Source organism: Nocardia sp. JW2, from assembly GCF_051843015.1.
GTDB classification, from domain to species: domain Bacteria; phylum Actinomycetota; class Actinomycetes; order Mycobacteriales; family Mycobacteriaceae; genus Nocardia; species Nocardia coubleae.
Genome location: NZ_JBPXLK010000017.1, coordinates 102,399 through 126,231, shown reverse-complemented (window position 1 = coordinate 126,231; position 23,833 = coordinate 102,399). Strand labels below are relative to the sequence as shown.

Below are 23,833 nucleotides of genomic sequence, written 5' to 3'. Positions count from 1 at the left end.
CCGATTGCGCACCACCCAACGGGATGACACCGCCTGCGGCCGAAACCGATTGCGCACCACCCAACGGGATGACACCGACTGAGGCAGAGGTTGATCGGGCATTCGCGCTGGGTTCGGCTTCGGTGTTGTCGCGGACGATGTAGGCGACGAGCTGGTCGGGCTTGCCGTCGTCCGAGCGGACGACGACCACCGCGCGGCGAACGCCGGGGACCGTGGTGAGGGCGGCTTCGATCTCGGCGGGTTCGATGCGCAGGCCACGCAGTTTCACCTGGAAATCGGTGCGGCCCAGGTAGTGCAGGGCGGGGCCGGTGGCCGTGGTGCGCCAGGTGACCAGGTCACCGGTGCGGTAGAGGCGCTCGCCGGTGCCGAACGGGTTCGCGACGAAACGCTCGGCGGTGAGGTCGGCGCGGCTGTGGTAGCCGTCGGCGAGCTGGGCACCGGCCACGTACAGTTCGCCGGGCACACCGGCCGGGACCGGGTGCAGGCGTGAATCGAGCACGTACACCGAGGTTTCGGCGACTGGGGAACCGATGGGCACGGTCGCACCCTGATCGTCGGCGAACCGGTGGGTGGTCACCTGGATGGCGGTTTCGGTCGGCCCGTACAGGTTCACCACCGTGGCACCGGTGCGTTCGCGGACGGTGCGTGCCAGTTCGGTGGTGAGCGCCTCACCACCGGCGAACACCAGCCGCAGCGACTGCTGCCCATCGGTGACATGGCTGCCCCGATCGGCCGGTCCGGAAACCGTCGAGCGCGAGCGGGCTGCCCGTTCGCCTGCCGATCCGGCCGTTTCCGCCATCACAGCTGTCAGCACCGACGGCACGTACTGCACCACGCTCACCCGGTGCCGGGCCGTTGCGGCGGCCAGGTACGCCGGATCGCGATGACCGTCGGGCGAGGCAAGTACCAGTCGGGCACCGACTTGCAAGGGCCACAACAGTTCCCACACCGAGGCGTCGAAGGTGAACGGCGTCTTCTGCAGCACCACATCATCGGCACCGAGCGGATAGGCGCTCTGCAACCACCGCAGCTGGTTGACCACCGCACGGTGCGGAACCGCCACACCCTTGGGCCGACCGGTCGAGCCGGAGGTGAACAGCACATAGGCGAGGTTCTCGGGACGCAGTGGGGCACAGCGCTCTTCGTCGGTGACCGGATCGCCCGACAGTGCCGACAGATCGAGGGTGTCCACCTCGACCACCGAATCACCCACGCCGAAACCACTTCCGGCGACGGTGAGCACACACACCGGTGCCGTCTGAGCGAGCACAGACGCGGTTCGGTCAGCTGGATGATCCGGGTCCACGGGCACATACGCCGCCCCGGCCGCCAGCACGGCATGCACGGCGACCAGTTGATCGACACCACGCCGCATCGCCACCGCCACCAGCGAACCCGGCCCCGCACCGAGCCCGATGAGATGCCGGGCCAGCCGAGCAACCCTCGCACCGAACTCGGCATACGTGAGCCGCACCGACACCGGACCGCTCACCGCTACCGCGTTGTCGGTTCCAGCACTGCCGTACTCTGCCCCACCTCGCTCGACGTGGCGGAAGGCCGAAGTCTCCACACCGCCCACCCGGCTGGGCCCGGCATCGGAAACATTCGGTGTCGCAGTGCGATTCACACTGCGGGGCCCGACGGGCTGCTCATCGAGGGCCACCGCTGTCTCCGCATGATCCGCACCACGTGCTACTCCCACTGGCTCGGTATCGACGATGACAGCTGTCGCGCCGGGACAGGCGGCGACCCGGTCTGCGAACAGCGATGCCAGGGTGGCGGTAGCGGCGGGCGCGGGGGTGGCATGGCCGGTGGCGGCGTGGTTGCCGAAATTCGTTACCAGGGCTGAAGCAGCATCGGAATCCGCCAGGGCGGCAGGGTCGGCCGCGGCCGGGCCCGACGCGGCAGGGGCGGTCGACTGCGTGACCAGGGGCGAACCGGTCGCAGCAGCCCAGTTCCCGGTGGCGAGCAGTTGCATGCGTTCCGCGTCGTCGAGGAGGTCGATGTCGCCGACCGGGCGCGTAGGGTCCGTCAGTGCGCTGGTGAGAGCACGACGCAGGCGGGTGGCGAAACCGGCGACGGTTGCCGCGTCGAACAGATCGGTGGCGTAGAGGAAAGCACCGGAAAGTCCTGTGGGAGCGCCGTTCTCGTCGCGGTGTTCGGTGAGGGTGAGTTCCAGGTCGAACTTGGCGACCGTGGTCGGCAGGTCGACGCCACCGACCGTCAGACCGGGCAGGACGAGTTCGCGCGCGGTGTCCTCGTTCAGCGACAGCATCACCTGGAACAGCGGGTTGCGGGCCGTGGAACGCACCGGGTCGAGCGCTTCGACCAGCCGTTCGAACGGCACATCGGCGTGCCCGAACGCCGCCAGATCGGTGTCCCGGACCCGCGCGACCACCTCGGCGAACGGCGTCGCGGGCGTCACCTCGGTGCGCAGCACCAGGGTGTTGACGAACATGCCGACCAGGTCATCGAGTGCGCGGTGCCCACGTCCCGACACCGGTGTACCGATGGCGATATCGGTGGTCGCCGACAAGCGCGCCAACAACACGGCGAATACCGCGTGCACGGCCATGAACACCGTCACCCCGTGCGCCCGTGCGAATTCGGCCAGCGCACGGTGCGTTTCGGCCTCGAACTCGACCGTGTGCACCGCTCCTCTGCGCGAGGCGACCGCAGGCCGCGGCCGGTCGGCAGGCAACTCCAACTGCTCCGGAAGCCCGTCCAGCGTCTTACGCCAGAACGAGAGCTGCTGGGCAGCCACCGATCCGGGGTCGGCGGCGGTGCCGAGTACCGCATGCTGCCACACCGCGTAATCGGCGTACTGCACGCTCAGCGGCTCCCACGCGGGAGCCTCCCCCACAGCCCGCGCCCCGTACGCGGCGAGCACATCGCGGATCAACGGGCCGAACGAAAATCCGTCCGCCGCAATGTGATGCAGCACGATGACCAGCACATACTCCGCTGCACCGTCAACCGACACAGCAGCTTCCCGTGCTTCTCCGGGGATCTGACCGACACCGGCCGATGCGTCTCCGCCGAACTGCTCCTGCGCAGTCAGCAACGCCTGCGCGGTGAACTCCACCGTGCCGCCCTGCGCCGCACCAGACCTCACGCCGTCGTCGATGGGCGCGTCCCCGTCGAGCATCGTAGGCACGCCCGTCGATACACCCGTACCTTGCAGTGCCGCAACGGTACTCGTGGGATCGACAAGCAGCGGTTCCTCGCCGGAGCGCGCTGACGTATCGATCGGACCGTGCCCGGTGGTCGGTGCTTCCCCGGTGTCGCGCACGCGGAACAGGGCAATGCGGAGGGGTGCGTCGGTGGTGAGGTCGAAGCCGGTCGTGGCGAAGGTGCGGATCGCGTCTGGAAGGTCGTCGGTGGGGAGGACCTCGGGGTGGATGTCGGGCAGAAGGCCGGGGACGGGGAGGATTTCGGCGATCGCGTGGCCGTCGCGTTCGGGGTAGCGGGTGCGCAGGACCTCGTGGCGGTCGAGGACGTCGACGAGGGCTGCGCGGAGGGCGGGCACGTCGAGGTCGCCGGTGAGACGCACAGCCATCGGGATGTTGTCGGCGGAGGAACCGGGGTCGAAGCGGTTCAGGAACCACATGCGCTGCTGGGCCGGGGACAGCGGCAGTGGGTCGGGGCGCGCGCCCGCGACAAGGGCCGGGCCGGCGCCGGTGCCGCGCAGGCGGTCGGCGGCGTCGGCCAGGGCGCGGACCGAGGCGGTGTCGAACAGTTGCCGCACCGGGATGCGGATATCGAGGTCGGTGCCGATGCGGGCCATCACGCGGGTGGCGAGCAGCGAGTTGCCGCCGAGCTCGAAGAAGTCGTCGTCGCGACCGACCTGTTCCAGGCCGAGGACCTCGGCGAACGCGTCCGCGACCACCTGTTCGGCACGGGTGACGGGCGCGCGGTAGACGGCGGCCTCGAACACGGGAGCGGGCAGCGCCGAACGATCCAGCTTGCCGACGGGAGTCAGCGGCACCCCGTCCAGAGTCATGATGGTGGCTGGCACCATGTGCGCGGGCAGGTGCGCGGCGGAATGCGCGAGCAACTCCGAGGTGTCGACGGCGGCCTCGGGGACCGGCACCACATAGGAGACCAGCAGGGTCGCGCCAGCCTCGGTGCGGTGCCCGATCGTGACGGCGAAACGCACCGTCGGATGCTTGGCGAGGACCGCGTCGATCTCACCGAGTTCGATCCGGAACCCACGCACCTTCACCTGGAAATCGTTGCGCCCCAGGTATTCCAGATCATAGGAATCACCGCGACACACCCAGCGGACGGTGTCACCGGTGCGGTACATCCGCTCCCCCGGCGCGCCGTACGGGTTGGTGACGAACCGGCTGGCGGTCAACGCGGGCCGGCGATGGTAGCCGCGCGCCAACTGCGCGCCCGCGATGTAGAGCTCACCGACGACACCGGCAGGCACCGGGCGCAACCGCTCGTCGAGGACGAATTCGGTGGTCCCCTCCACGGGCCCGCCGAGGGTGATCGGTGTGGTGGCGCCGAGTGGTTCGCTGATATTGGTGACGATCGTGGTTTCGGTCGGCCCGTACCCGTTGCGGAACACCAGCCCGGGGATCGCCGCCGTCCACCGTGCCACCAGCTCCGCCGGACACGCCTCGCCACCCACCACGACGACCCGCAGATCGTCGAGCCCCACCGGATCGACCGTCGCGAGCGCCGACGGCGTGATGACCACATGGGTCACCCGCTCGACCCGCAACAGTTCACCCAGCTCCGCCCCACCGAACACCCCGTTCGGCGCGACGACCATGGTCGCCCCCGCGCTGACGGTGAGCAGCAGCTCGGCCACCGAGATGTCGAACGACGGCGACGCCACGTGCAGGACCCGTGCGTCCGCCGCAGCCCGATATCGTCCCGCCTGCACCGGCAGGTAGGCGGCGACAGCCGCGTGCGGAACCACTACGCCCTTGGGCAGACCGGTGGTGCCGGAGGTGTAGATGACATAGGCCGGGTCGAGCGGATGCGGCCTGCGAGCATCACCCGACGCTCCGAGCCCGTCGATGGCAATGTCAGCGGCGCCGAATCCACCGGCGGCTTTCCCGGCTTCGGCCGAATGCGGGTCCGTAGCATCGCTGTTGCCCAGGGCATCAGGCGCGAAGGTCGCAGCCGCGACATCTGCTCGGTCAACCGCCGACGAATCACCTTCATCCGCATCTGGTTTCGCACCTGACAGAGGACGGTAGGACAGGCCGTGTCCGAGGCTGACCCGGCCACCATCGCCCTCGGCAAGCCTCGGCGCGGCGACATCGGGACCGTCGTGCGTGTCCGTGTGCACGGCGTCGAGGTCGATAACCAGCCAGTCCACGGCAGCGGGCAGGTCGGCGCGGAGCTCCTCGGTGGTGATGCCCGCGGCGGCGCCGGAGTCGGCGAGCATGTGGGTGATGCGGTCGGCCGGGTAGTTCGGGTCGACCGGGAGGAAGCCGGCGCCCGACTTGATGACGGCCCACACGGCGGTCACCGACGCTGCCGAGCGCGGAATGCTCACGGCGACAACATCACCCGGCCCGACACCGTTGCCGGTCAGCCGGGTGGCCATGCGGGTGGAGGCGGCGTCGAGTTCGCCGTAGGTGAGAGTGCGGTCACCGTCGCGGATGGCGACGGCGGCCGGGTCGGCGGCGGCACGGGCCAGCACTTCGGGCAACAGGGGTGCGGGCTCGGCGACACCGCCGCTGCGGGTGGTGAGTTCGGCGAGTTCGGTATCGATCAGCAGCGGCAGATCTGCTACCGAGGTATGCGGTGCGGCGGCGATCGCAGCGAGCAGACCGGTGAACCGGCGCACCATCGCAGTGACCGTCGACGCGTCGAACAGATCTGTGGCGTAGGAGAATTCACCGGACAGACCATCGGCCGCGGCGTCGCGCAATGTCACCGACAGGTCGAACTTCTCGATGTCGTAGGGCAGGTCGACCGCGCTTGCCCGCAGGCCGGGCAGTTCGAAAGTGGTCACCGGTAGGTTCTGCAGCGACAACGCCACCTGGAACAGGGGGTGCCGACCGGCCGAACGAGCGGGCGCCAGCACTTCGACGAGCCGCTCGAAGGGCAGGGTGGTGTGCTCGAAGGCGGCCAGGTCGGCGGCCCGGACGCGGCCGAGCAGGTCGGCGAACGGTTCCGCGGCGCGCACCTGGGTGCGCAGCACCGCGGTGTTGACGAACATGCCGATCACGTCGTCGAGTTCGGCCGCACCGCGCCCGGCGACCGGGCTGCCGATCGCCACATCCGCATTGCCCGACAGGCGGGCGATGAGCACCGACAGCGCGGCGTGCAGCACCATGAACAGCGTCGCACCACGTTCGGCGGCAACAGAATTCAGTGCCGTGACCAACTCGGCGTCCAGGCTGAACTCGACCCGCCGCCCACGCATCGAGGCGGTCGCCGGGCGCGGCCGATCCGTCGGCAACCCCGACTCGTCCGGCAGACCGGCCAGCGCCGCCCGCCAGAACGCGATCTCGCGCGCCGCCTGCGAAGCGGGATCGTCCTCTTCGCCGAGCACGGCCCGCTGCCACAGCGTGTAATCGGCGTACTGCACCGCCAGCGGTTCCCACGCAGGCGCCGCCCCGCCGGTCCGCGCGTGATACGCGGCCATCGTGTCCCGCACGAGCGGTCCCGCCGACCATCCGTCGGCCGCGATGTGGTGCACCACGAGCACCAGCACGTGATCCCCGTCGACCTCGAACAACCGCACCCGCACCGGCGGCGCCACGGTCACATCGAAACCGCGCAGGATCTCCCCGGCGATGACTTCCCGCAGTTCGTCCGCCGCAACAACGAGCGGATCCAACAGCGCCGCACCAACGCCTTCGCCACCGACAGCACCACCCCTGTCCCCGGCGACGAGCAGCTGGTAAGCCTCGGCGGGGTCGAGCACAACCTGCGTCCCGACCCCGTCCACCTCGGGGTAGACGGTCCGCAGCACTTCGTGGCGGGCGATCAGGTCGCGGACAGCCGCACGCAAGGCCGCATGGTCGAGTGCACCGGAGAGGCGGACCGCGATCGGGATGTTGTAGGCGCCGGTGGCCGGGTCGAAGCGGTTCAGGAACCACATGCGTTGTTGCGCGGGCGACAGGGGCACAACGGTGGGGCGGGGGCCCGCGACGAGAGCCGGCCTCTCGTCGGCAGAGCCCGCATCGATCAACAACGCGAGAACCGCGACAGTGGGACTGTCGAAGAAGTCCCGAACATCCACGCGCACACCGAAGTTCGCGTGCAGGCGCGCGATGGCACGGGTGACGATCAGCGAGTTGCCACCGAGCCGGAAGAAATCGTCGTCCAGGCCGACGGTCTCCACATCGAGCAGTTCGGCGAACAGTCCCGCCACCGCCCGCTCGGTCGCGGTCACAGGCGCACGGAACTCGGCCGCGGCCACACGGACGTCGGGCTCGGGCAATGCTTTCCGGTCCAGCTTGCCGCTCGCATTGATCGGCATCGCGGGCAACCACACCAGCAGCGAGGGCACCATGTATTCCGGCATCGACGCCTTCGCATGCGCCACCAGCTCGGCCTCGTCGAGCGGCTCCCCGTCGACACTCACCACATACCCGACCAGCGCCTCACCGGCCGCGTGCCGGTGCAGCACCACCGCGGCATTGCCGACACGCGGATGCGCCGCGAGCACAGCCTCGATCTCACCGAGTTCGATCCGCAACCCACGCAGCTTCACCTGGAAGTCGGTGCGCCCCAGGTATTCCAGCTCGGCACCGCCTGGCAGCTGCCGCACGAGGTCACCCGTGCGATACATGCGTTCACCGGGCTCGCCGTAGGGATTGGCGACGAACCGGTCGGCAGTCAGGCCGGGCCGAGCCACATAGCCGCGCGCCAGCTGCACACCGGACAGATACAGCTCGCCGACCACCCCGGCGGGCACCTGGTCGAGGTTCTCGTCGAGCACGAGCAACCCGGTGTCGTCGGCGGGTCCACCGATCGGCACCGACACCTCGTCGGCCTCGGTCACCTCGTGCGCGGTGACGTCGACCGCCGCCTCGGTGGGCCCGTACAGGTTGTGCAGGGCCGTCGCGGAGAGCTTGCGCAGGCGCGCGGCGGTCGCGGCGGGCAATGCCTCACCGGAGGCGAACACCATCCGCAACGACGACAGATCCGCGACCGTCGCGGCCTCGGCGAGCTCACCGACGAAGGCGGCCAGCATGGACGGCACGAAGTGGGTCACCGTCACACGGTGCCGGGCGATCAGGTCGGCCAGGTAGGCGGGATCACCGTGCCTGCCCGGTTCGGCGACCACCAGCCGGGCACCGATCTGCAAGGGCCAGAACAGTTCCCACACCGACACGTCGAAGGTGTACGGGGTCTTCTGCAACACCACGTCGTCTTCGGTCATCGCATAGCTGCGCTGACGCCAGTCCAGGTTCGCCACGATCGCACCGTGGGTCACCGCGACACCCTTGGGCCGACCGGTCGACCCGGAGGTGAAGATGACATACGCCGTGTTTCCGGCCTGCGCATGCACCGCGAGCTCGGCCGGTACCGCGGACCAGTCGATGTCGTCGGTGCGCAACACCGCTGCCCCACCCAGGTCCGGTTCGTCGCACACCCGCGTCACCACCACAACGGGCCGTGCCACCTCCAGCACGTAGTGCAACCGGTCCACCGGATGATCCGGGTCCAGCGGCACGTACGCCCCACCCGCCCGCACGATCGCGTGCACGGCGACGATCAACTCGACACTGCGCCGCATCGCCAACCCGACCAGCGACTCCGGGCCGACACCGAGCCCGGCCAACCGACCTGCCAGCACTCGGACCCTGGCATCGAATTCGGCATAGGTCAGCGTCTGGTCACCGAACTGCACCGCCACCCGGTCCGGAGTGCGCGCCAGCTGCTCGGCGAACCGGTCGACCAGTGTCGCCCCGACGGCGGGCGTCTCGATCCCGAGTACGGTCATCGCATCGGCGGCCAACGTGTTCAGCAACCGACCGAAGGTGCCCTCGGCCGCGTCGACAACCCCCGGGAACAGCTCGGCGAGCACGACCTGGACGAGCGTCTCGGGATCGAGTGCCCCGCCGGTGAGCTCCCCCATCAGTGTGAGCTGGGCATCCAGCTCCGCGTAGGACACCGAGGTGCCGTCGAAACCGACGGCGGTCCGTGCCGGTTCCATCGCCGCGACCGTCGCCACCAGCGCCGCCAGCTGATCGATCTGCGCGCACGCCGGAGTGGGGTTGGTCATCGCAACACTGCCTTCCATCTACCGGCCGCGGGTAACGCCACGCAGCCGCGAAAAACTCTCGGAACTCCCCCGGCTCGCACCGGGTCGGGGATCGGCGCGCGGACGGCCAACCCCGGGCACCCTGCCCGAAATCCGCCCGCTCACACCGGAATTCAGTGCGATCGGCTATGACACGATCGCGACATTCCAGCTCGTCGCCACACAACCAGCAATGACTCGGTTATCTCCCGACCTCCATCGTCAACCCCGACACCCGACACACGCGCCCGTAGACGACTGAAGCGTATTCGTTTCGATAATAAACCGGACCAGATTCCGTCAAAATCTCGTACTCGGGAGTAATTCACCAGAATGCGACGGCGCCGGGCAACCCGGCCGCACACGCCGAACCGGCAGCCGACCGCCCGGTGTACCCACGGGCTACGTCACTGCTGCCGCCACAGATTCGTACTGTGTCAGGACACACTAGGTGAGCCAACGTTGCATCACCGTTGCATCCGAGTGATTCACGCCACTACACCCCGAACACGACGAAGCCCCCCGCCATCGTGCTCGGCGGGGGGCTTACGCGGTGCCTGAAAGTTACTCGGCGGAGGCGTCCTCGGTGTCGGCCGGCTCGGCGGGCGCGGCGGCCTCGTCCTCGACCGGGACCAGCGAGATCTTGCCGCGGTTGTCGATATCGGCGATCTCCACGCGCAGCTTGTCGCCGACGTTGACCACGTCCTCGACCTTGGCCACGCGCTTGCCGTTGCCCAGCTTGGAGATGTGCACCAGACCGTCGCGGCCCGGCAGCAGCGAGACGAACGCGCCGAAGGCGGTGGTCTTGACGACCGTGCCGAGGAAGCGCTCGCCCACCTTGGGCAGCTGCGGGTTGGCGATGGCGTTGATCATGTCGATCGCGGCCTGGGCCGACGGCCCGTCGGTCGCACCGACGAACACGGTGCCGTCATCCTCGATGGAGATGTTGGCGCCGGTTTCCTCGGTGATCTGGTTGATCATCTTGCCCTTGGGGCCGATGACCTCACCGATCTTGTCGACCGGGATCTTGATCGCGGTGACACGCGGGGCGTACGGGCTCATCTCGTCCGGGGTGGCGATGGCCTCGGCCATCACGTCCAGGATGGTGGTGCGGGCGTCGTGCGCCTGGTTCAGCGCACCGGCCAGCACCTGCGAGGGGATGCCGTCGAGCTTGGTGTCGAGCTGCAGGGCGGTGACGAAGTCACGGGTACCGGCGACCTTGAAGTCCATGTCGCCGAAGGCATCCTCGGCGCCGAGGATGTCGGTGAGCGCCACGTAGCGGACCTCGTCGACACCCTGGTCGTTGGTGATGGTGTCCGACACCAGGCCCATGGCGATACCCGCGACCGGCGCCTTCAGCGGCACACCGGCGTTGAGCAGCGACAGGGTCGAGGCACACACCGAACCCATCGAGGTGGAGCCGTTGGAGCCCAGCGCCTCCGAGACCTGACGGATGGCGTAGGGGAACTCCTCCTGCGAGGGCAGCACCGGCATCAGCGCGCGCTCGGCCAGGGCGCCGTGGCCGATCTCGCGACGCTTCGGCGAACCGACGCGACCGGTCTCACCGGTGGAGAACGGCGGGAAGTTGTAGTGGTGCATGTAGCGCTTGGAGGTCTCCGGGCCGAGCGAGTCGACCTGCTGAGCCATCTTCACCATGTCGAGGGTGGTGACGCCCATGATCTGGGTCTCGCCACGCTCGAACAGCGCCGAACCGTGGGCGCGCGGGATCACGTCGACCTCGGCGGACAGCTCACGGATGTCGGCCAGGCCGCGACCGTCGATGCGGAAGCCGTCGGTCAGGATGCGCTGGCGGACCAGCTTCTTGGTGACCGAGCGGAACGCGGCACCCAGTTCCTTCTCACGACCGGCGAAGTCCTCACCGAGACGCGACAGCACCTCGACCTTGATCTCATCGATCTTGGCTTCGCGGGCCTGCTTGTCGGCGATGCTCAGCGCCTGGTTCAGCTCGACCTTCGAGGTGCCCTCGACAGCCTCGAACACATCGGGGCCGTACGGCGGGAAGAGCGGGAACTCCTGGGTGGGCTTGGCGGCCAGCGCGGCCAGGTCGGCCTGGGCGCGGACCAGGCGCGCGATGAACGGCTTGGCAGCTTCCAGACCCTCGGCGACCACGGCCTCGGTCGGCGCCTGGGCACCGTCGGCGATCAGGTCGATCACCTTGTCGGTGGCCTCGGCCTCGACCATCATGATGGCGACGTCACCGGTGTCGGTGACGCGGCCCGCGACGACCATGTCGAACACGGCGCCCTCGAGCTGCTCGACGGTCGGGAACGCCACCCACTGGCCGCTGATCAGGGCCACGCGCACGCCACCGATCGGACCCGAGAACGGGATGCCCGACAGCTGGGTGGACGCCGAGGCGCCGTTGATGGCCAGCACGTCGTAGAGATCCTGGGGGTCGAGGCTCAGCACGGTGACCACGACCTGGATCTCGTTGCGCAGACCGTCGATGAAGGTCGGGCGCAGCGGACGGTCGATCAGGCGGCAGGTCAGGATCGCGTCGGTGGAGGGACGACCCTCGCGACGGAAGAACGAGCCGGGGATGCGGCCCGCGGCGTACATGCGCTCTTCGACGTCGACCGTCAGCGGGAAGAAGTCGAACTGGTCCTTGGGGTGCTTACCGGCGGTGGTCGCCGACAGCAGCATGGTCTCGTCGTCCAGGTAGGCGACGACGGAGCCGGCGGCCTGCTTGGCCAGACGGCCGGTCTCGAAGCGGATGGTGCGGGTGCCGAAGCTACCGTTGTCGATCAGCGCGACCGATTCGAAAACACCGGGCTCTACCTCGACCGCAGTCGATGCACGTTCAGTTGTCTGCGTCATATTTCTCTCTCGACCTCTCGTCTCGCCGATTCGCGCGGCCGATGCCAGGCGTACTCGCCTGATGGGCGCGAACCAGCTTTTCGTCAGCCGTACCGGACACGGACACGCGACAACCCTCCTGGCTGTCACGCGCAGCACCCGGCCGTATCCCCTTGGAAGCGGCGACGCGGTGGCGGTCATCGATCGAAGCCCGACGGCGGTAGAACATCGCCTGCCGAAAGGCCACTACCGAAGACCGACGCCACGTGGACGGATGCACACGGCTGTCACATGTTGTAGTGCACCCGGAAACCCCATGGTCTCCGAATACACGAATAGCCAACAGAAAGAAGTGTACTTCTTCCTGTTGGCTACTCGCCGACCGCCTCAGCGTGGAGGCGTGTCGTAGCAGATCAGCGGCGCAGGCCGAGACGCTCGATGAGCGAACGGTAGCGGTTGATGTCCTTGGCCTGCAGGTACTTCGACAGGCGACGACGACGACCGATCAGGGCCAGCAGGCCGTGGCGGGTGTGGTGATCGTGCTTGTGCTGCTTGAGGTGCTCGGTCAGGTCCGAGATCCGCTTCGACAGCAGCGCGATCTGCGCCTCCGGCGAACCGGTGTCCTTCTCGTGCAGGCCGTACTCGGCCAGGATGGCCGACTTCTGCTCAGTGGTCAGCGCCATGTGGCTCGACTCCTATTTTTCAGTTCCGCGCTCGAATGTCCGGTCACCCGGGATGGGCGCCACCGCGGACCGCAGCAAACCCGAGGAGCCACCTTACACCGCCGCTGGTGAGCGGCTGAATCCGCCTCAGACCTCGGCGGCGGTGAGCACCTTGCGGGCGGCCTCGACGTCGCGGCCCATGGCCTCGACCAGCTCGTCGACGGACTCGAACTTGCGCATCCCGCGCAGCTGTTCGACGAAGTCGACCGCCACGTGCTGGCCGTACAGATCGGCCTCACCGTCGAGGACATAGGCCTCGACCGTGCGCGAGCGTCCGGAGAAGGTGGGGTTGGTGCCCACCGAGATCGCCGCCATCGCCCGCTCGCCCGCCTCGACCGTGCCGATCGTCGGACCGGCGCCGAGCACGGTGAACCAGCCCGCGTACACGCCGTCGGCGGGGATCGCGGCGTGCATCGGCGGGGCGACGTTGGCGGTCGGGAAACCGAGTCCACGTCCACGACCGTCGCCGTGCACGACCACGCCCTCCACGCGATGCGGGCGGCCGAGCGCCTCGGCGGCCGCGGCCATGTCGCCCGCGTCGACGCAGGCGCGGATGTAGGTGGAGGAGAAGGTGACGGCGTGCTCACCGAGCAGGGTCACCCCGTCGACCTCGAAACCGAAACGCGCACCGAGCTCACGCATGGTGTCGACGGTGCCCGCGGCCTTCTTGCCGAAGGTGAAGTTGTCGCCGACCACGACCTCGGTGACGTGCAACCGCTCCACGAGCAGGTCGTGCACGTAACCGGCGGGGGTGAGCTTCATGAATTCCTGGGTGAACGGCATCACGCAGAACACGTCGATGCCGAGTTCCTCGGCCAGTTCGGCCCGCCGGGTGAGGGTGGTGAGCTGGGCCGGATGCGAGCCGGGGCGCACCACTTCCATCGGGTGCGGGTCGAACGTCATCAGGACCGCGGGCACGCCACGCTTTTTCGCCGCGGCCACCGCACGGCTGATGAGCTGCGCGTGTCCACGATGTACCCCGTCGAACACGCCGATCGTGAGGACGCAACGTCCCCAGTCCGCGGGCACGTCGTCGAGACTTCGCCATCTCTGCACAGAGCGAAGCCTACGCAAAGCGGTGCGCGAACAGAATTCCGGTGTGATGCGATCGTGGCCGGTTCGCCGATGTGTGATTCGGGCCAGGGATGCCTAACATTGACAACGTGCCAGGTAAACGAGAGGCCGGACTCGAGGTCACCGCTACGATCGCGCCCGAGCTGTCGGCGGTGGCACAGGACTATCTGAAGGTCATCTGGACCGCGCAGGAGTGGTCGCAGGAGAAGGTGTCAACCAAGCTGCTCGCCGAGCGCATCGGCGTGTCGGCCTCGACCGTGTCGGAGGCGGTGCGCAAGCTCGCCGACCAGGGCCTGGTCGAACACGCCCGCTACGGCGCGATCACGTTGACCGACCACGGCCGTCGCGCCGCCGTGGCCATGGTGCGCCGTCACCGCCTCATCGAGACCTTCCTGGTGAACGAACTCGGCTACGGCTGGGACGAGGTGCACGACGAGGCCGAGGTCCTCGAGCACGCGGTCTCGGAACTGCTGGTGTCACGCATCGACGCGAAACTCGGCCACCCCGACCGTGATCCGCACGGCGACCCCATCCCCTCGGTCGACGGCGCCGTCCCCACACCCCCGGCCCGCCGCCTCAGCGACTTCGCCGCGGGCGAATCCGGCCGCGTCGCCCGCATCTCCGACTCCGACCCCGAGATGCTGCGCTACTTCGACTCCGTCGGCATCGCCCTCGACACCCCCATCGAGGTAGCCGAACGCCGCGACTTCGCCGGCACCATCGCCGTCCGCATCGCCACCGCCGCCTCCCCCACCGAACTGGGCACCCTCGCAGCCGAAGCCATCTGGCTGACCGCCTGATCAGCAGGTGAAGTAGGGGCGGAGGCGGGCGGGGACGCCGTCGGATTCGGCGGTGGCCCAGCAGGTTTCGTGGGGGAACAGGACGTAGGTGGTCCAGGTGCCGTCGACGCGGCGGATGATGCGCTGGTTGTCGCCGGGGGTGGCGAAGCGGATGACGGCCCAGGTTCCGTCGCAGTCGACGACGGCGGCGTTGTCGAGGATGCCGAGGTCGGCGGAGATGCCGTCGGGGTGGCAGGGGCCCGCGGTGTCCTGGAAGCGCAGCAGGCCGTCGACGGTTGATCCGGCGGTGGTGAGGAAGGCCGAATGCATGCCTTCCGGAACGGGATTCGTCCCGGCGGGGGCGGTCATGCCGAAGTAGTAGCAACCGACGGGCACGGTGAAGACGGCGCGGCCGTCGCTGTCGGTCACGGCGTCGAGCCGCTGGGTCTCGGTGGTCTCGCCCACCGGGATGTCGTGGGCTGCCGGATCACACGGTTCCTGACGCGAAAGGTGCACCGGCACATCAGGAACCGCGACACCCGACACTGTTTCGGTGCGCAGCACGATGGTTCCCGTCGCCGGTGTCGGCGGCGGACTCGGCCGAGCAGCGGTGGTACGCGTGGCGGACATCCCCGTCGTCGCCTCGATCGGCCCCACGGTGATCGCCGCATCGGGCGGCGTCGCCACCGGCGGTTGGGCCAGAGTGGACGGCACACGCGAAGAATTCACCACCCGAGGCTCGTCGGACGCACATCCGGCAAGCAGGACCACCGCCCCGGCGACAACGCCGATCCAGGCTTTCCGTACCGCACCCATGGTCCACCTCTACGACGCCGTCGGCTATATACCGAGGCTATCGAGCGAGGTCGCCGACCCGTTAGCCCCCGTCCAGAGGCCATGACAGCCGTGAGTCAGTCACCTATGCCCTGGGGACGGACGACCATGACCGAGGCGGCGCGTCTGCCGCTCTCCTCGAGGAGGGCGATGGCCCGACCGGTGGGGTCGACGGCCGCGTAGACGCCCTTGATGCCGACGGGGTCGAGCCAGCGGCCGTTGCGCAGGTCGTTCGCCTGGGCTTCGTCGATGTCGCGGTGCGGGAAGGCGGTGCGGACGGCGGTGTCGATATCGAGGCTGAGCAGCGGTTGCTCGGCTTCGGCCGCGGCGGCCAGTTCGTCCAGGGTGCGGGCGTGTTCGAGGGTGAAGGGGCCGACCCGGGTGCGGCGCAGCGCGGTGAGGTGGCCGCCGACGCCGAGGGCGGCGCCGAGGTCGCGGGCGAGGGCACGGATGTAGGTGCCCGAGGAGCAGTCGACCTCCACGTCGAGGTCGACGAAGTCGCCGGATTCGCGACGGGCGAGGACGTCGAAGCGGGAGACGGTCACCGGGCGGGCGGCCAGTTGCACGTCCTCGCCTGCCCGGGCGCGGGCGTAGGCGCGTTCGCCGTCGATCTTGATGGCGCTGACGGTCGCCGGCACCTGCTGGATATCGCCGGTGAGCGCGGCGACCCCCGCGGCGATGTCGGCGTCGGTGACGTGCAGTGCGGGTGTCGTCGCGACCACCTCGCCTTCGGCGTCGTCGGTGATCGTGGACTGACCGAGGCGGATCGTCGCGGTGTACGCCTTGGAGGTGAGGATCAGCTGGCCGAGCAGTTTCGTCGCCCGCTCGACGCCGAGCACCAGCACCCCGGTCGCCATCGGGTCAAGGGTGCCCGCATGGCCGACCTTCTTGGTGCGCAACAGTTTCCGGCTGCGCGCCACCACGTCGTGGCTGGTCCAGCCGCCGTCCTTGTCCACGATCACCAACCCGCCGAGCGGATCGACGGCCGGAGTACGCGCCGCCATCAGCCGTGCGCGATCGCGGTCAGGATCAGCCCGTCGGCGATCATCCAACGTCCGTCGAACGTGGTCAGCGGGATTCCGCCGTCGGTGGTGAGACCGGGGACGAGCAGCTTGGTGTGGAACGTCCCGGTGGCGGAAACGGCTGTGCGGGAATCGATCTCGAAGGTGATGTGGGCGTCCTCGAAACCGAGCCAGCGCAGGGTCAGCGGGAACCAGGCCTTGTAGGTCGCCTCCTTGGCGCAGAACAGCAGCCGGTCCAGGTGCAGCCCGTCACCGGGTGTGCCCGCGAGCCACTCGCGTTCGGCGGGCAGGCTCACCGAGTCGAGCACACCCTCGGGCAGCGGACCGTGCGGCTCGGCGTCGATACCGACCGAACGGAACCGCAGCGCATGCGCCAGCGCGGCGGCACGGTACCCGTCGCAATGGGTGAGGCTGCCGACGACACCGCGCGGGAACAGCGGCATACCGCGCTCACCCTTGCCGATCGCGACCGGCGGCTCACCGAGTTCCTCGAGCGCCACTCGTGCGCAGTGCCGCGCACCGATGAAATCGCGACGGCGCTTCTCCACCGACTTCGCGATGAGGTGCTCTTCGGCGGGATGCGCCTTCAGGTCCTCCGGGTACGCCAGCAGTTCCGAGGTAGCAACGCCGGACGGCAGTATGTTCTCAATCATCGGAGAACAGCCTAATCGGTGCGTGATGGAGGGCCACCCGGCCCGGTTCAGATGCCTCGGCGCCGATCCGCCTTCGCGCGCATCTCCTCCGCCGCCGCTTCCATCTCCGGGGTGACGGTGAAGTGGCCGCCCCACGCGTTGAGGTCGCCTTCGGCGTAGACCGGTTCGGGCAGGATCTGGCGCAGCAGGGGGTCGGGCATCCCGCGGCGCTTCCATTCGCGCGGGTAGCCGAGAGAGACCTCTTCGAAGCGGACACCGTCGTAGTGGGTGGTGCGCGGGATGTGGAGGTGGCCGTACACCGAGCAGACCACGTTGTAGCTGGTGTGCCAGTCGGCGGTGAGGTCGGTGCCGCACCACAGGGAGAACTCGGGGTAGAAGAGGATGTCGGTGGGCTGGCGGACCAGCGGGAAGTGGTTGATCATCACCAGCGGGGTGTCCGGCACCAGGGCGTCGAGGCGGCGCTGGGTGTACTGCACGCGGGCGTGGCACCAGGCGTCGCGGGTGAGGTACGGGTCCGGGTGGAGCAGGAATTCGTCGGTGGCGACCACGTTGCGTTCCCGTGCCACCGCGAGCGCCTCGGCCTTGGTGCTGGTTCCGGCGGGCCGCCACGAGTAGTCGTAGAGCAGGAACATCGGGGCGAGCGTGACGCTGCCGCCGAATTTCTCCGCACCCGGCCCGTTCCACACCGGGAACGGATCCTCCGGGGTGAGGACATCGAGATCACGGCACATCGCCACCAGGTAGTCGTAGCGGGCGGCGCCGTGCATCTGCACCGGGTCCTTGGGTGTGGTCCACAGTTCGTGGTTGCCCGGCACCCAGATCACCTTGGCGAAGCGGGCACGCAGCAACTCGAGCGCCCACCGCACCTCCTCGGCCTTCTCCCCCACGTCACCGGCCACGATCAGCCAGTCCTCCGGCGAGTCGGGCCGGATCTGCTCGACGATCGGCTTGTTGCCCTGGTGCCCCACGTGCACATCGCTGACCGCCCACAACTTCGGATTCACCTGTCCACAGTGACACATCGGCCCCCGACCGGCCCATCCCCGTCGGTCACGAGCGTCCGGGTTCTTCGGAACACAGCCTGCCGACGCCGCGCGCAACGGTTAGGCTTTTCGCACATGGCGTTGTGCCACAAGAGCTTCGGGGGAACTGGTGTTGTTGGCAAAAGGGGGCAACAGTGTGCTGTCCGGCGGGCGTGTCGAGGTCCGGGTCGGTGTGGTCGACGGCCCGCCACCGCGCGTGCTCGCGGTAGGTCTCGACGCCAACGGTCGCCTGCGCGACGGCCGTGACCTGGTGGTTTCCGGGGCGGACCCGTCTGCTGACGGTGCCGTCGAAGTCACGGAGGGGTCGGTGCGAATCGATCCCGCCTTGGTCGACGCCGGTATCGCGCGGGTCGTCGTGGCCGCGGCCACGGGCAGGCAAGGGTTCGCGGGCAGCCAGGTGCGCAGCGTCGTGCGCGGCGACGGCGAGGAGTTCGTCGCCGTGAGCAGCGGCTTCACGGCCGAGACGCTGATCAGGACGGTGGAGCTCTACCGTCATCAGGGCCGGTGGAAACTTCGCCACCTCGGCGACGGCTACGCAGACGGGATCACCGGTCTCGCGCGCGACATAGGACTAGAGCTGCCGCCGGCGCCCCAGGCGGAGCCGTTGACGCCCGCACCGCAGGCCGAGCCGACGCCACCGAGACCGTACGCCGAGCCGATGCCACCGATGCCGCCCGTCCCGGTCGCTCGTGCATCGGCCGCCGCCGAGAGGTCGACTCCGGCGATGCGGGTGATGGGTTTCGTCATCGGTATCGCGATCATGGTGTTCTTCGGCGGTATCGCCTTCATGAGCCTGAGCGAGGACGATTCCGGCGTCCGCTGCGGCACCGAGGTCATGGACGCCGACGACATCTGCGTCACCAACAACTCGGCCCGCCACAACCGTGACGAACAGGAAGACATCAACGAGCGAGGCGACATATTCGGCTTCCTCTGCTTGGTGCCGCTCGCGCTGGTCGGAGGCGCCATCGCCGTGGGCTCACTGATGAAGGACCCCGACTAGCTCTCGCGGCCCGCCGGTTCACCCGGCGGGGACCAGGTCAGGCCAGTAATTCGTCGACGAAGTCGAGCACGCGGTCACGCGATTCCACGACGATCTCCTCGTGGCCGCCCGGGTACTGGGCGAACTCCACGTCGGTACCCGCCGCCCGCATGCGCGACAGCAGTGCGAGGGTCATCGGCAGCGGGACGACCATGTCGGTGGCACCGTGGGCGATGAGGATCGGCTGCCGGTAACCGACGGTCGGCACCACCATGTAGTCACGCAAGGCCGCGCCGATGCCGCCCTCGGTGATCGGCCGGGCCAGCAGCGACCCGAGTGAGGCGGTGCCCGCCGCACGATCGAACTCGCGCACACAGCTGGTCGAGATCGCGTCGACCACCTGGCGGCCTCGCTCGGTGAGCGCGCCGTTCACGTCGAGGTCCGGGCGGGCGGCGCGCAGCCCGGCGAGCATGCCCGCGAACGGGCCGACCAGCCGGTCGACGACCGGAAGGTTCGGGACGCCGGGGCCCAGCCGGGACAGGATCTCCTCGAAATGGGATTCCGGCGCCAAGGCCACGGTCCCCCGGAAGTCGAGTTCGGGGGCGTAATCGGCGGCGAGGTTGCCGGTGGCCAGCGCGGCGTGTCCGCCCTGGGAACCACCGACCACGGCCCATGCGCGCGACAGGCCGGGCTCGGCCGCCTGGGCGGCGCGCACCAGGTCGATGGTGGCGGTCGCCTCGGTGCGAGTGTGCAGGTAGGGATGCACGGTGTCCGCGCCGGCCGACAGCCCGAGATAGTCGGGAGCGACCACGGCCCAGCCACGGTCGAGGAACGACTGCAGCAGCGAATGCTCGTGCGCCGCTTTGGAAGTGGTGAGCCCGCAGTGCGGCGCGAGGCCACTGGTGCCGTGGTCCCAGGCGACGACCGGATACCCGCCTTCCGGGGCGGGTGTGTCCGGAAGCAACAGCAGCCCTGCCGAATTCGTGGTGCCCCCGGCGACCGCCTCGGTGCTGTATTCGACGATCGAGGCCCGCGACCATTCGCCCCACCCGGCGGGCTGAGCGGTGTGCGCCACCAGCCGACCCGGGGTCTCGGGTGCCGCCTGTGCCGTCGCGGGCAGCCCGACGACCACCGCGACCAGTACGAAGACCCCAGCGAGGATCACCCGCCCGGCCTTCGAAATCCACTCGTGCACTCCGGTTTCGCCTCCCATGTCTGGTCCGAGTCGTCCACCCGACGGTAGGTCATCGGCGACGAACCGGCACTACCCACATTTGCGCCGACGAACCGAATTCCGCTCGAAACGCCCGACCCGGCTCGACTGATCGGACAGCTAGGCGGCTTCGCGTGGGAGTTCGGCGCCGACCTTGGCCCAGCGTCCGGATCGGGCACGGGCGACGACTGCGAGGAGCCGGGCGAGCATGAAGACGACCAAACCGGTCCAGATTCCCGCGACGCCCCAGTCGAAGACCAGGGACAACCAGATCAGGGGCAGGAATCCGCCGAGGGCCGCCGCCAAGGTGGCGGTGCGCAGGAAGGCCGCGTCGCCCGCACCGAGGAGGACACCGTCGAGACCGAAGACGACGCCCGCGACCGGGATCATGGCGACGAAGAACCACCAGATCACGTGGGTGCGGTCGAGTACTGCCGCGTCGTCGGTGAACAGCAGCGGCAGCACGCCGGCACCGGCGGCGAAGATTCCGGCGAGGACCAGCCCGAATATCCCCGACCAGGTGGTGACGCGCCGGGCGATGCCCTTCGCACCCCGGGCGTTGCCCGCGCCGAGCGCCGCACCGACCAGGGTCTGGGCGGCGATGGCCAGCGAATCCAGCGTCAGTGCGAGGAAATTCCACAGTTGCACCACCAGTTGGTGGGCGGCGACCGAGGCGGCGCCGAAGCGGGCCGCGACGGCGGCGGCCGAGACGAAACACACCTGGAACGACAGACTGCGCACGATGAGGTCGCGGCCGAGGACCAGTTGGGCGCGCATCACCGACGGGCGTGGTCGCAACGAAACCCGTTCCCGCAGCAGGGCGAAACCGAACAGTGCACCCGACACCGACTGGCCGACGAGGTTGGCCACCGCCGATCCGGCCAGCTCCATCCGTGGCGCGCCGAGTAATCCGTACACCAGAACCGGACACAGCACCGCCGAAAGAGCCAGCCCGGCAACGACATACAACAGTGGACGCCGAACGTCCTGCACGCCACGCATCCACCCGTTGCCCGCCATGGACAGCAGGATCAACGGCACTCCGAAGAGTGCGATCCGCACCCAGGTGAGGGCTTCGTCGGCGATCTCCCCACCGCCGGCGAGCACCGAACACAGTGGGCCCGCGAACAGCTGGATCACCGCGAGGATCACGATGCCGATCCCGAGGCCGACCCAACTGGCCTGCACACCCTCTTCGACCGCCCCCGCGCGGTCGCCCGCACCGTTGCGCCGAGCCGCCCGCGCCGTCGTCCCGTAGGACAGGAACGTCAGCTGCGTACTCACCGTCCCCAGAATCACCCCGCCGACGGCGAGCCCGGCCAACGCCAGCGCCCCGAGCCGCCCGACCACCGCGATATCGAACAGCAGATACAGGGGTTCCGCGACCAGCACGCCGAGCGTCGGCACCGCGATGCCGAGAATCCGCCGGGGCCCGGCGTTCTCGATCATCGCGTCGTCATCGTTGGACACCATCGACCCCACACCGACCTCCCGCCACCCGCATCCGATCCGCCGATACTGGCACAGACCTCCGACAAGTCGGCGAGACACCGAGAGCCTGTGGCCACCCCGGCCGCCCCTCGCGGCGACCGGCCGCCTGATCCCGTCATGAAATCGACAGCCTCGACGCCGTCGACCACAACACCAGTGCGTCAGGAGAGCTCGTCCACCAACGCGCGCACCACGGACTCCGCGCTCCCATAAGTCGTATACCCGGCCGCGAACCGATGTCCCCCGCCGCCGAACCGGCTCGCGATCGCCGCCACGTCGACACCATCGGAAACACCGGGGGCCGAGTCGCGCGAACGCAGCGACACCGTCCAGCGATCGTTCTGCCCGCGCGCCTCCTTGAAGACCACGGCGATCCCCGCTTCGGCGGTCGTGCGGATGACGTCGATGACGCTCTCCACTTCCTCGGGCCCCACCTCGTGCGTGTCGGCGGCCCGAACCAGTGCGTACACCAGCCCGACGCCCGCCGCGCCGGGCACGACCACCGCCGAGGACAGCACCTTCGACAGCATCGGTAACCACGTGAAGGGGTGGGTATCGAGCAGGGACCGGGTGATTTCGGAACCGTCGATGCCGGTGGCGAGCAGCCGCTCGGCCAACGCGTGACTGCCCGGCCTCGCCCAACGGAACGAACCGGTATCGGTGACCAGGCCCGCGAACAGGCAGTGCGCGATGGCGGCGTCGATCGGCACGCCCCACGCGTCGAGCAGGCGGGTGACCAGCTCGGTGGTCGAGGCCGCCGTCTCGTCGATCAGATCCACCGTGCCGAAACCGTCGTTGGCGCGGTGATGGTCGATCACCAGAGTCGTTGCCGCACCGGATAATCGGTCGGCGAGCGCACCGAGGCGGCTGCGGGCACCGCAGTCGACGACCACCAGCAGGTCCACCTCGTGCGGAACCTGCGCGGGCGCGACGAGATGCCGCCCGCCGGGCAGGGTACGCAGCGAGGCGGGCAGCTCGGCCGGTTCGGCGAACGACACGCACACCGGCACGCCGCGGCGGTCGAGAGCCAGCGCCAAGGCCAGCCCGCTGCCGACCGTGTCGGCATCGGGCTGCACATGGCACAGGACGGTCACCGAACGGGCGGCCGCCAGCAACGCGACGGCGGCACCCAGCTCGGTCCCGTCCCGGACACTGGTCACGCGGGTGCCCTACTCGTCCTCGTCGTCGCGTTCGGACTTGTACGGGTCGGCGTCACCGGCGTGCTTGGCGTTGGCGGCCACCTTGGCCACCTCGTCGTCGATGGCGCGAGCCCTGGCCAGCAGCTCTTCCATCTCGCGCGCCGCGTCGGGCACCTTGTCCAGGCTGAACGACAGGATCGGAGTGAACTTCACGCCCGTCCCCGCGCCGACCTTGGACCGCAGTACCCCCTTGGCCGCGTCGAGACCTGCGGCGGCCGCCGCGTAATCGGGTTCGGCGTCGAGCGTCTCGCCCATCACCGTGTAGTAAATCGTCGCCTCGCGCAGATCGCCGGTCACCTTGGCGTCGGTGACGGTGACGAACCGCAGCCGCGGATCCTTGATCTCGTACTCGATCGCGGTGGCCACGATCGCGGAAATCCGCTTGGCGAGTCGGCGAGCCCTGGCTTGATCCACCATGGGGACACTCCTCTCATAGGCAGGCACCGGGCTGGGACACCCGGGCCGCGCCTGTCAGTCTTCGGGTCCGAAGATCCGGCGGCGTACTGCCAGCAACTCTATCTCCGGACGCGCGGCAACGTGCCGCTCACATTTGTCGAGCACCTCGTTGAGATGTCCCGTTTCCGCACTGACCATGGCCACCCCGAGCAGCGCACGGCGGTGCAGGTCCTGATCACCGGCCTCGGCGGCATTCACGGCGAAGCGTTTCTGCAGCTCGGCGAGGATCGGCCGGATCACCGACCGCTTCTCCTTGAGCGAATGCACGTCACCGAGCAGTAGATCGAATTCGAGCGCACCGATGTACAGCGGTGCTCACCTC

At 69.0% G+C, this 23,833-nt stretch carries 15 protein-coding genes; 2 read left to right on the top strand and 13 right to left on the bottom strand.

Translation table 11 applies throughout. The features are described from left to right. The 4 genes from ACSVDM_RS22255 to ACSVDM_RS22240 form a co-directional block, all read right to left on the bottom strand. Window positions 1-9,208, bottom strand: a 9,208-nt coding sequence (locus tag ACSVDM_RS22255) for an amino acid adenylation domain-containing protein (protein WP_439267515.1), incomplete at its 3' end; no start/stop codon positions are given. Window positions 9,209-9,790: 582 nt separating this feature from the next. Then, window positions 9,791-12,064, bottom strand: a complete 2,274-nt coding sequence (locus ACSVDM_RS22250; RefSeq protein ID WP_439267513.1) for a polyribonucleotide nucleotidyltransferase — start codon at window positions 12,062-12,064, stop codon at window positions 9,791-9,793. A 392-nt stretch (window positions 12,065-12,456) separates the two neighbouring features. Then, window positions 12,457-12,726, bottom strand: a complete 270-nt coding sequence (gene rpsO, locus ACSVDM_RS22245) for a 30S ribosomal protein S15 (RefSeq protein WP_067492627.1) — start codon at window positions 12,724-12,726, stop codon at window positions 12,457-12,459. A 126-nt stretch (window positions 12,727-12,852) separates the two neighbouring features. Further along, window positions 12,853-13,821, bottom strand: a complete 969-nt coding sequence (locus tag ACSVDM_RS22240) for a bifunctional riboflavin kinase/FAD synthetase (protein WP_067492625.1) — start codon at window positions 13,819-13,821, stop codon at window positions 12,853-12,855. 89 nt (window positions 13,822-13,910) lie between these two features. On the opposite strand from ACSVDM_RS22240, the gene ACSVDM_RS22235 reads away from it, so the two are divergent. Continuing rightward, window positions 13,911-14,639: a metal-dependent transcriptional regulator gene (locus ACSVDM_RS22235; RefSeq protein WP_067492623.1), complete on the top strand. Its 729-nt coding sequence runs from the start codon at window positions 13,911-13,913 to the stop codon at window positions 14,637-14,639. Here the strand turns inward: ACSVDM_RS22235 and ACSVDM_RS22230 are convergent, their stop codons facing one another. From ACSVDM_RS22230 to ACSVDM_RS22215, 4 genes are all read right to left on the bottom strand, one after another. Further along, complete coding sequence (locus ACSVDM_RS22230; protein ID WP_439267510.1) at window positions 14,640-15,434, bottom strand: hypothetical protein; 795 nt, start codon at window positions 15,432-15,434, stop codon at window positions 14,640-14,642. It lies immediately after the preceding gene. Between the two features lie 95 nt (window positions 15,435-15,529). Next, the gene (gene truB / locus ACSVDM_RS22225) at window positions 15,530-16,456 is read right to left on the bottom strand and encodes a tRNA pseudouridine(55) synthase TruB (protein WP_439267508.1); all 927 of its coding nucleotides are present in this window, start codon (window positions 16,454-16,456) and stop codon (window positions 15,530-15,532) included. Continuing rightward, window positions 16,456-17,127, bottom strand: a complete 672-nt coding sequence (npt, locus tag ACSVDM_RS22220) for a 4'-phosphopantetheinyl transferase Npt (protein WP_439267506.1) — start codon at window positions 17,125-17,127, stop codon at window positions 16,456-16,458. Before npt ends, truB begins: the two co-directional genes overlap by 1 nt. Before the next feature lie 47 nt (window positions 17,128-17,174). After that, entirely contained in the window at window positions 17,175-18,131 is a 957-nt protein-coding gene (locus ACSVDM_RS22215) for a metallophosphoesterase family protein (RefSeq protein WP_439267504.1), read from the bottom strand. Window positions 18,132-18,282: 151 nt separating this feature from the next. Here ACSVDM_RS22215 and ACSVDM_RS22210 point away from each other — a divergent pair, with 151 nt between their 5' ends. Further along, a complete protein-coding gene (locus tag ACSVDM_RS22210) occupies window positions 18,283-19,173 on the top strand; it encodes a TerD family protein (protein WP_439267502.1) in 891 nt (296 codons plus the stop codon). Between the two features lie 37 nt (window positions 19,174-19,210). Here the strand turns inward: ACSVDM_RS22210 and ACSVDM_RS22205 are convergent, their stop codons facing one another. From ACSVDM_RS22205 to ACSVDM_RS22185, 5 genes are all read right to left on the bottom strand, one after another. Continuing rightward, entirely contained in the window at window positions 19,211-20,347 is a 1,137-nt protein-coding gene (locus ACSVDM_RS22205; protein WP_439267500.1) for a lipase family protein, read from the bottom strand. A 138-nt stretch (window positions 20,348-20,485) separates the two neighbouring features. Next, window positions 20,486-21,838 (bottom strand): MATE family efflux transporter, encoded by a 1,353-nt coding sequence (locus ACSVDM_RS22200; protein ID WP_439267498.1) that lies wholly within the window; start codon window positions 21,836-21,838, stop codon window positions 20,486-20,488. Between the two features lie 179 nt (window positions 21,839-22,017). Then, the gene (locus ACSVDM_RS22195; RefSeq protein ID WP_439267496.1) at window positions 22,018-23,016 is read right to left on the bottom strand and encodes a DHH family phosphoesterase; all 999 of its coding nucleotides are present in this window, start codon (window positions 23,014-23,016) and stop codon (window positions 22,018-22,020) included. Window positions 23,017-23,025: 9 nt separating this feature from the next. Beyond that, entirely contained in the window at window positions 23,026-23,472 is a 447-nt protein-coding gene (rbfA, locus tag ACSVDM_RS22190; protein ID WP_067492603.1) for a 30S ribosome-binding factor RbfA, read from the bottom strand. A gap of 54 nt (window positions 23,473-23,526) precedes the next feature. After that, window positions 23,527-23,820, bottom strand: coding sequence for a DUF503 domain-containing protein (locus ACSVDM_RS22185; protein WP_067492601.1), 294 nt, complete (start codon window positions 23,818-23,820; stop codon window positions 23,527-23,529). Window positions 23,821-23,833: the final 13 nt, after the last annotated feature.

Excerpts from the sequence above, each read along its gene's own strand:
- ACSVDM_RS22250 (WP_439267513.1), bottom strand. The coding sequence starts at position 12,064 with ATGACGCAGACAACTGAACGTGCATCGACTGCGGTCGAGGTAGAGCCC.
- rpsO (WP_067492627.1), bottom strand. The coding sequence starts at position 12,726 with ATGGCGCTGACCACTGAGCAGAAGTCGGCCATCCTGGCCGAGTACGGC.
- ACSVDM_RS22235 (WP_067492623.1), top strand. The coding sequence starts at position 13,911 with ATGCCTAACATTGACAACGTGCCAGGTAAACGAGAGGCCGGACTCGAG.
- ACSVDM_RS22230 (WP_439267510.1), bottom strand. The coding sequence starts at position 15,434 with ATGGGTGCGGTACGGAAAGCCTGGATCGGCGTTGTCGCCGGGGCGGTG.
- truB (WP_439267508.1), bottom strand. The coding sequence starts at position 16,456 with ATGGCGGCGCGTACTCCGGCCGTCGATCCGCTCGGCGGGTTGGTGATC.
- npt (WP_439267506.1), bottom strand. The coding sequence starts at position 17,127 with ATGATTGAGAACATACTGCCGTCCGGCGTTGCTACCTCGGAACTGCTG.
- ACSVDM_RS22200 (WP_439267498.1), bottom strand. The coding sequence starts at position 21,838 with ATGGTGTCCAACGATGACGACGCGATGATCGAGAACGCCGGGCCCCGG.
- rbfA (WP_067492603.1), bottom strand. The coding sequence starts at position 23,472 with ATGGTGGATCAAGCCAGGGCTCGCCGACTCGCCAAGCGGATTTCCGCG.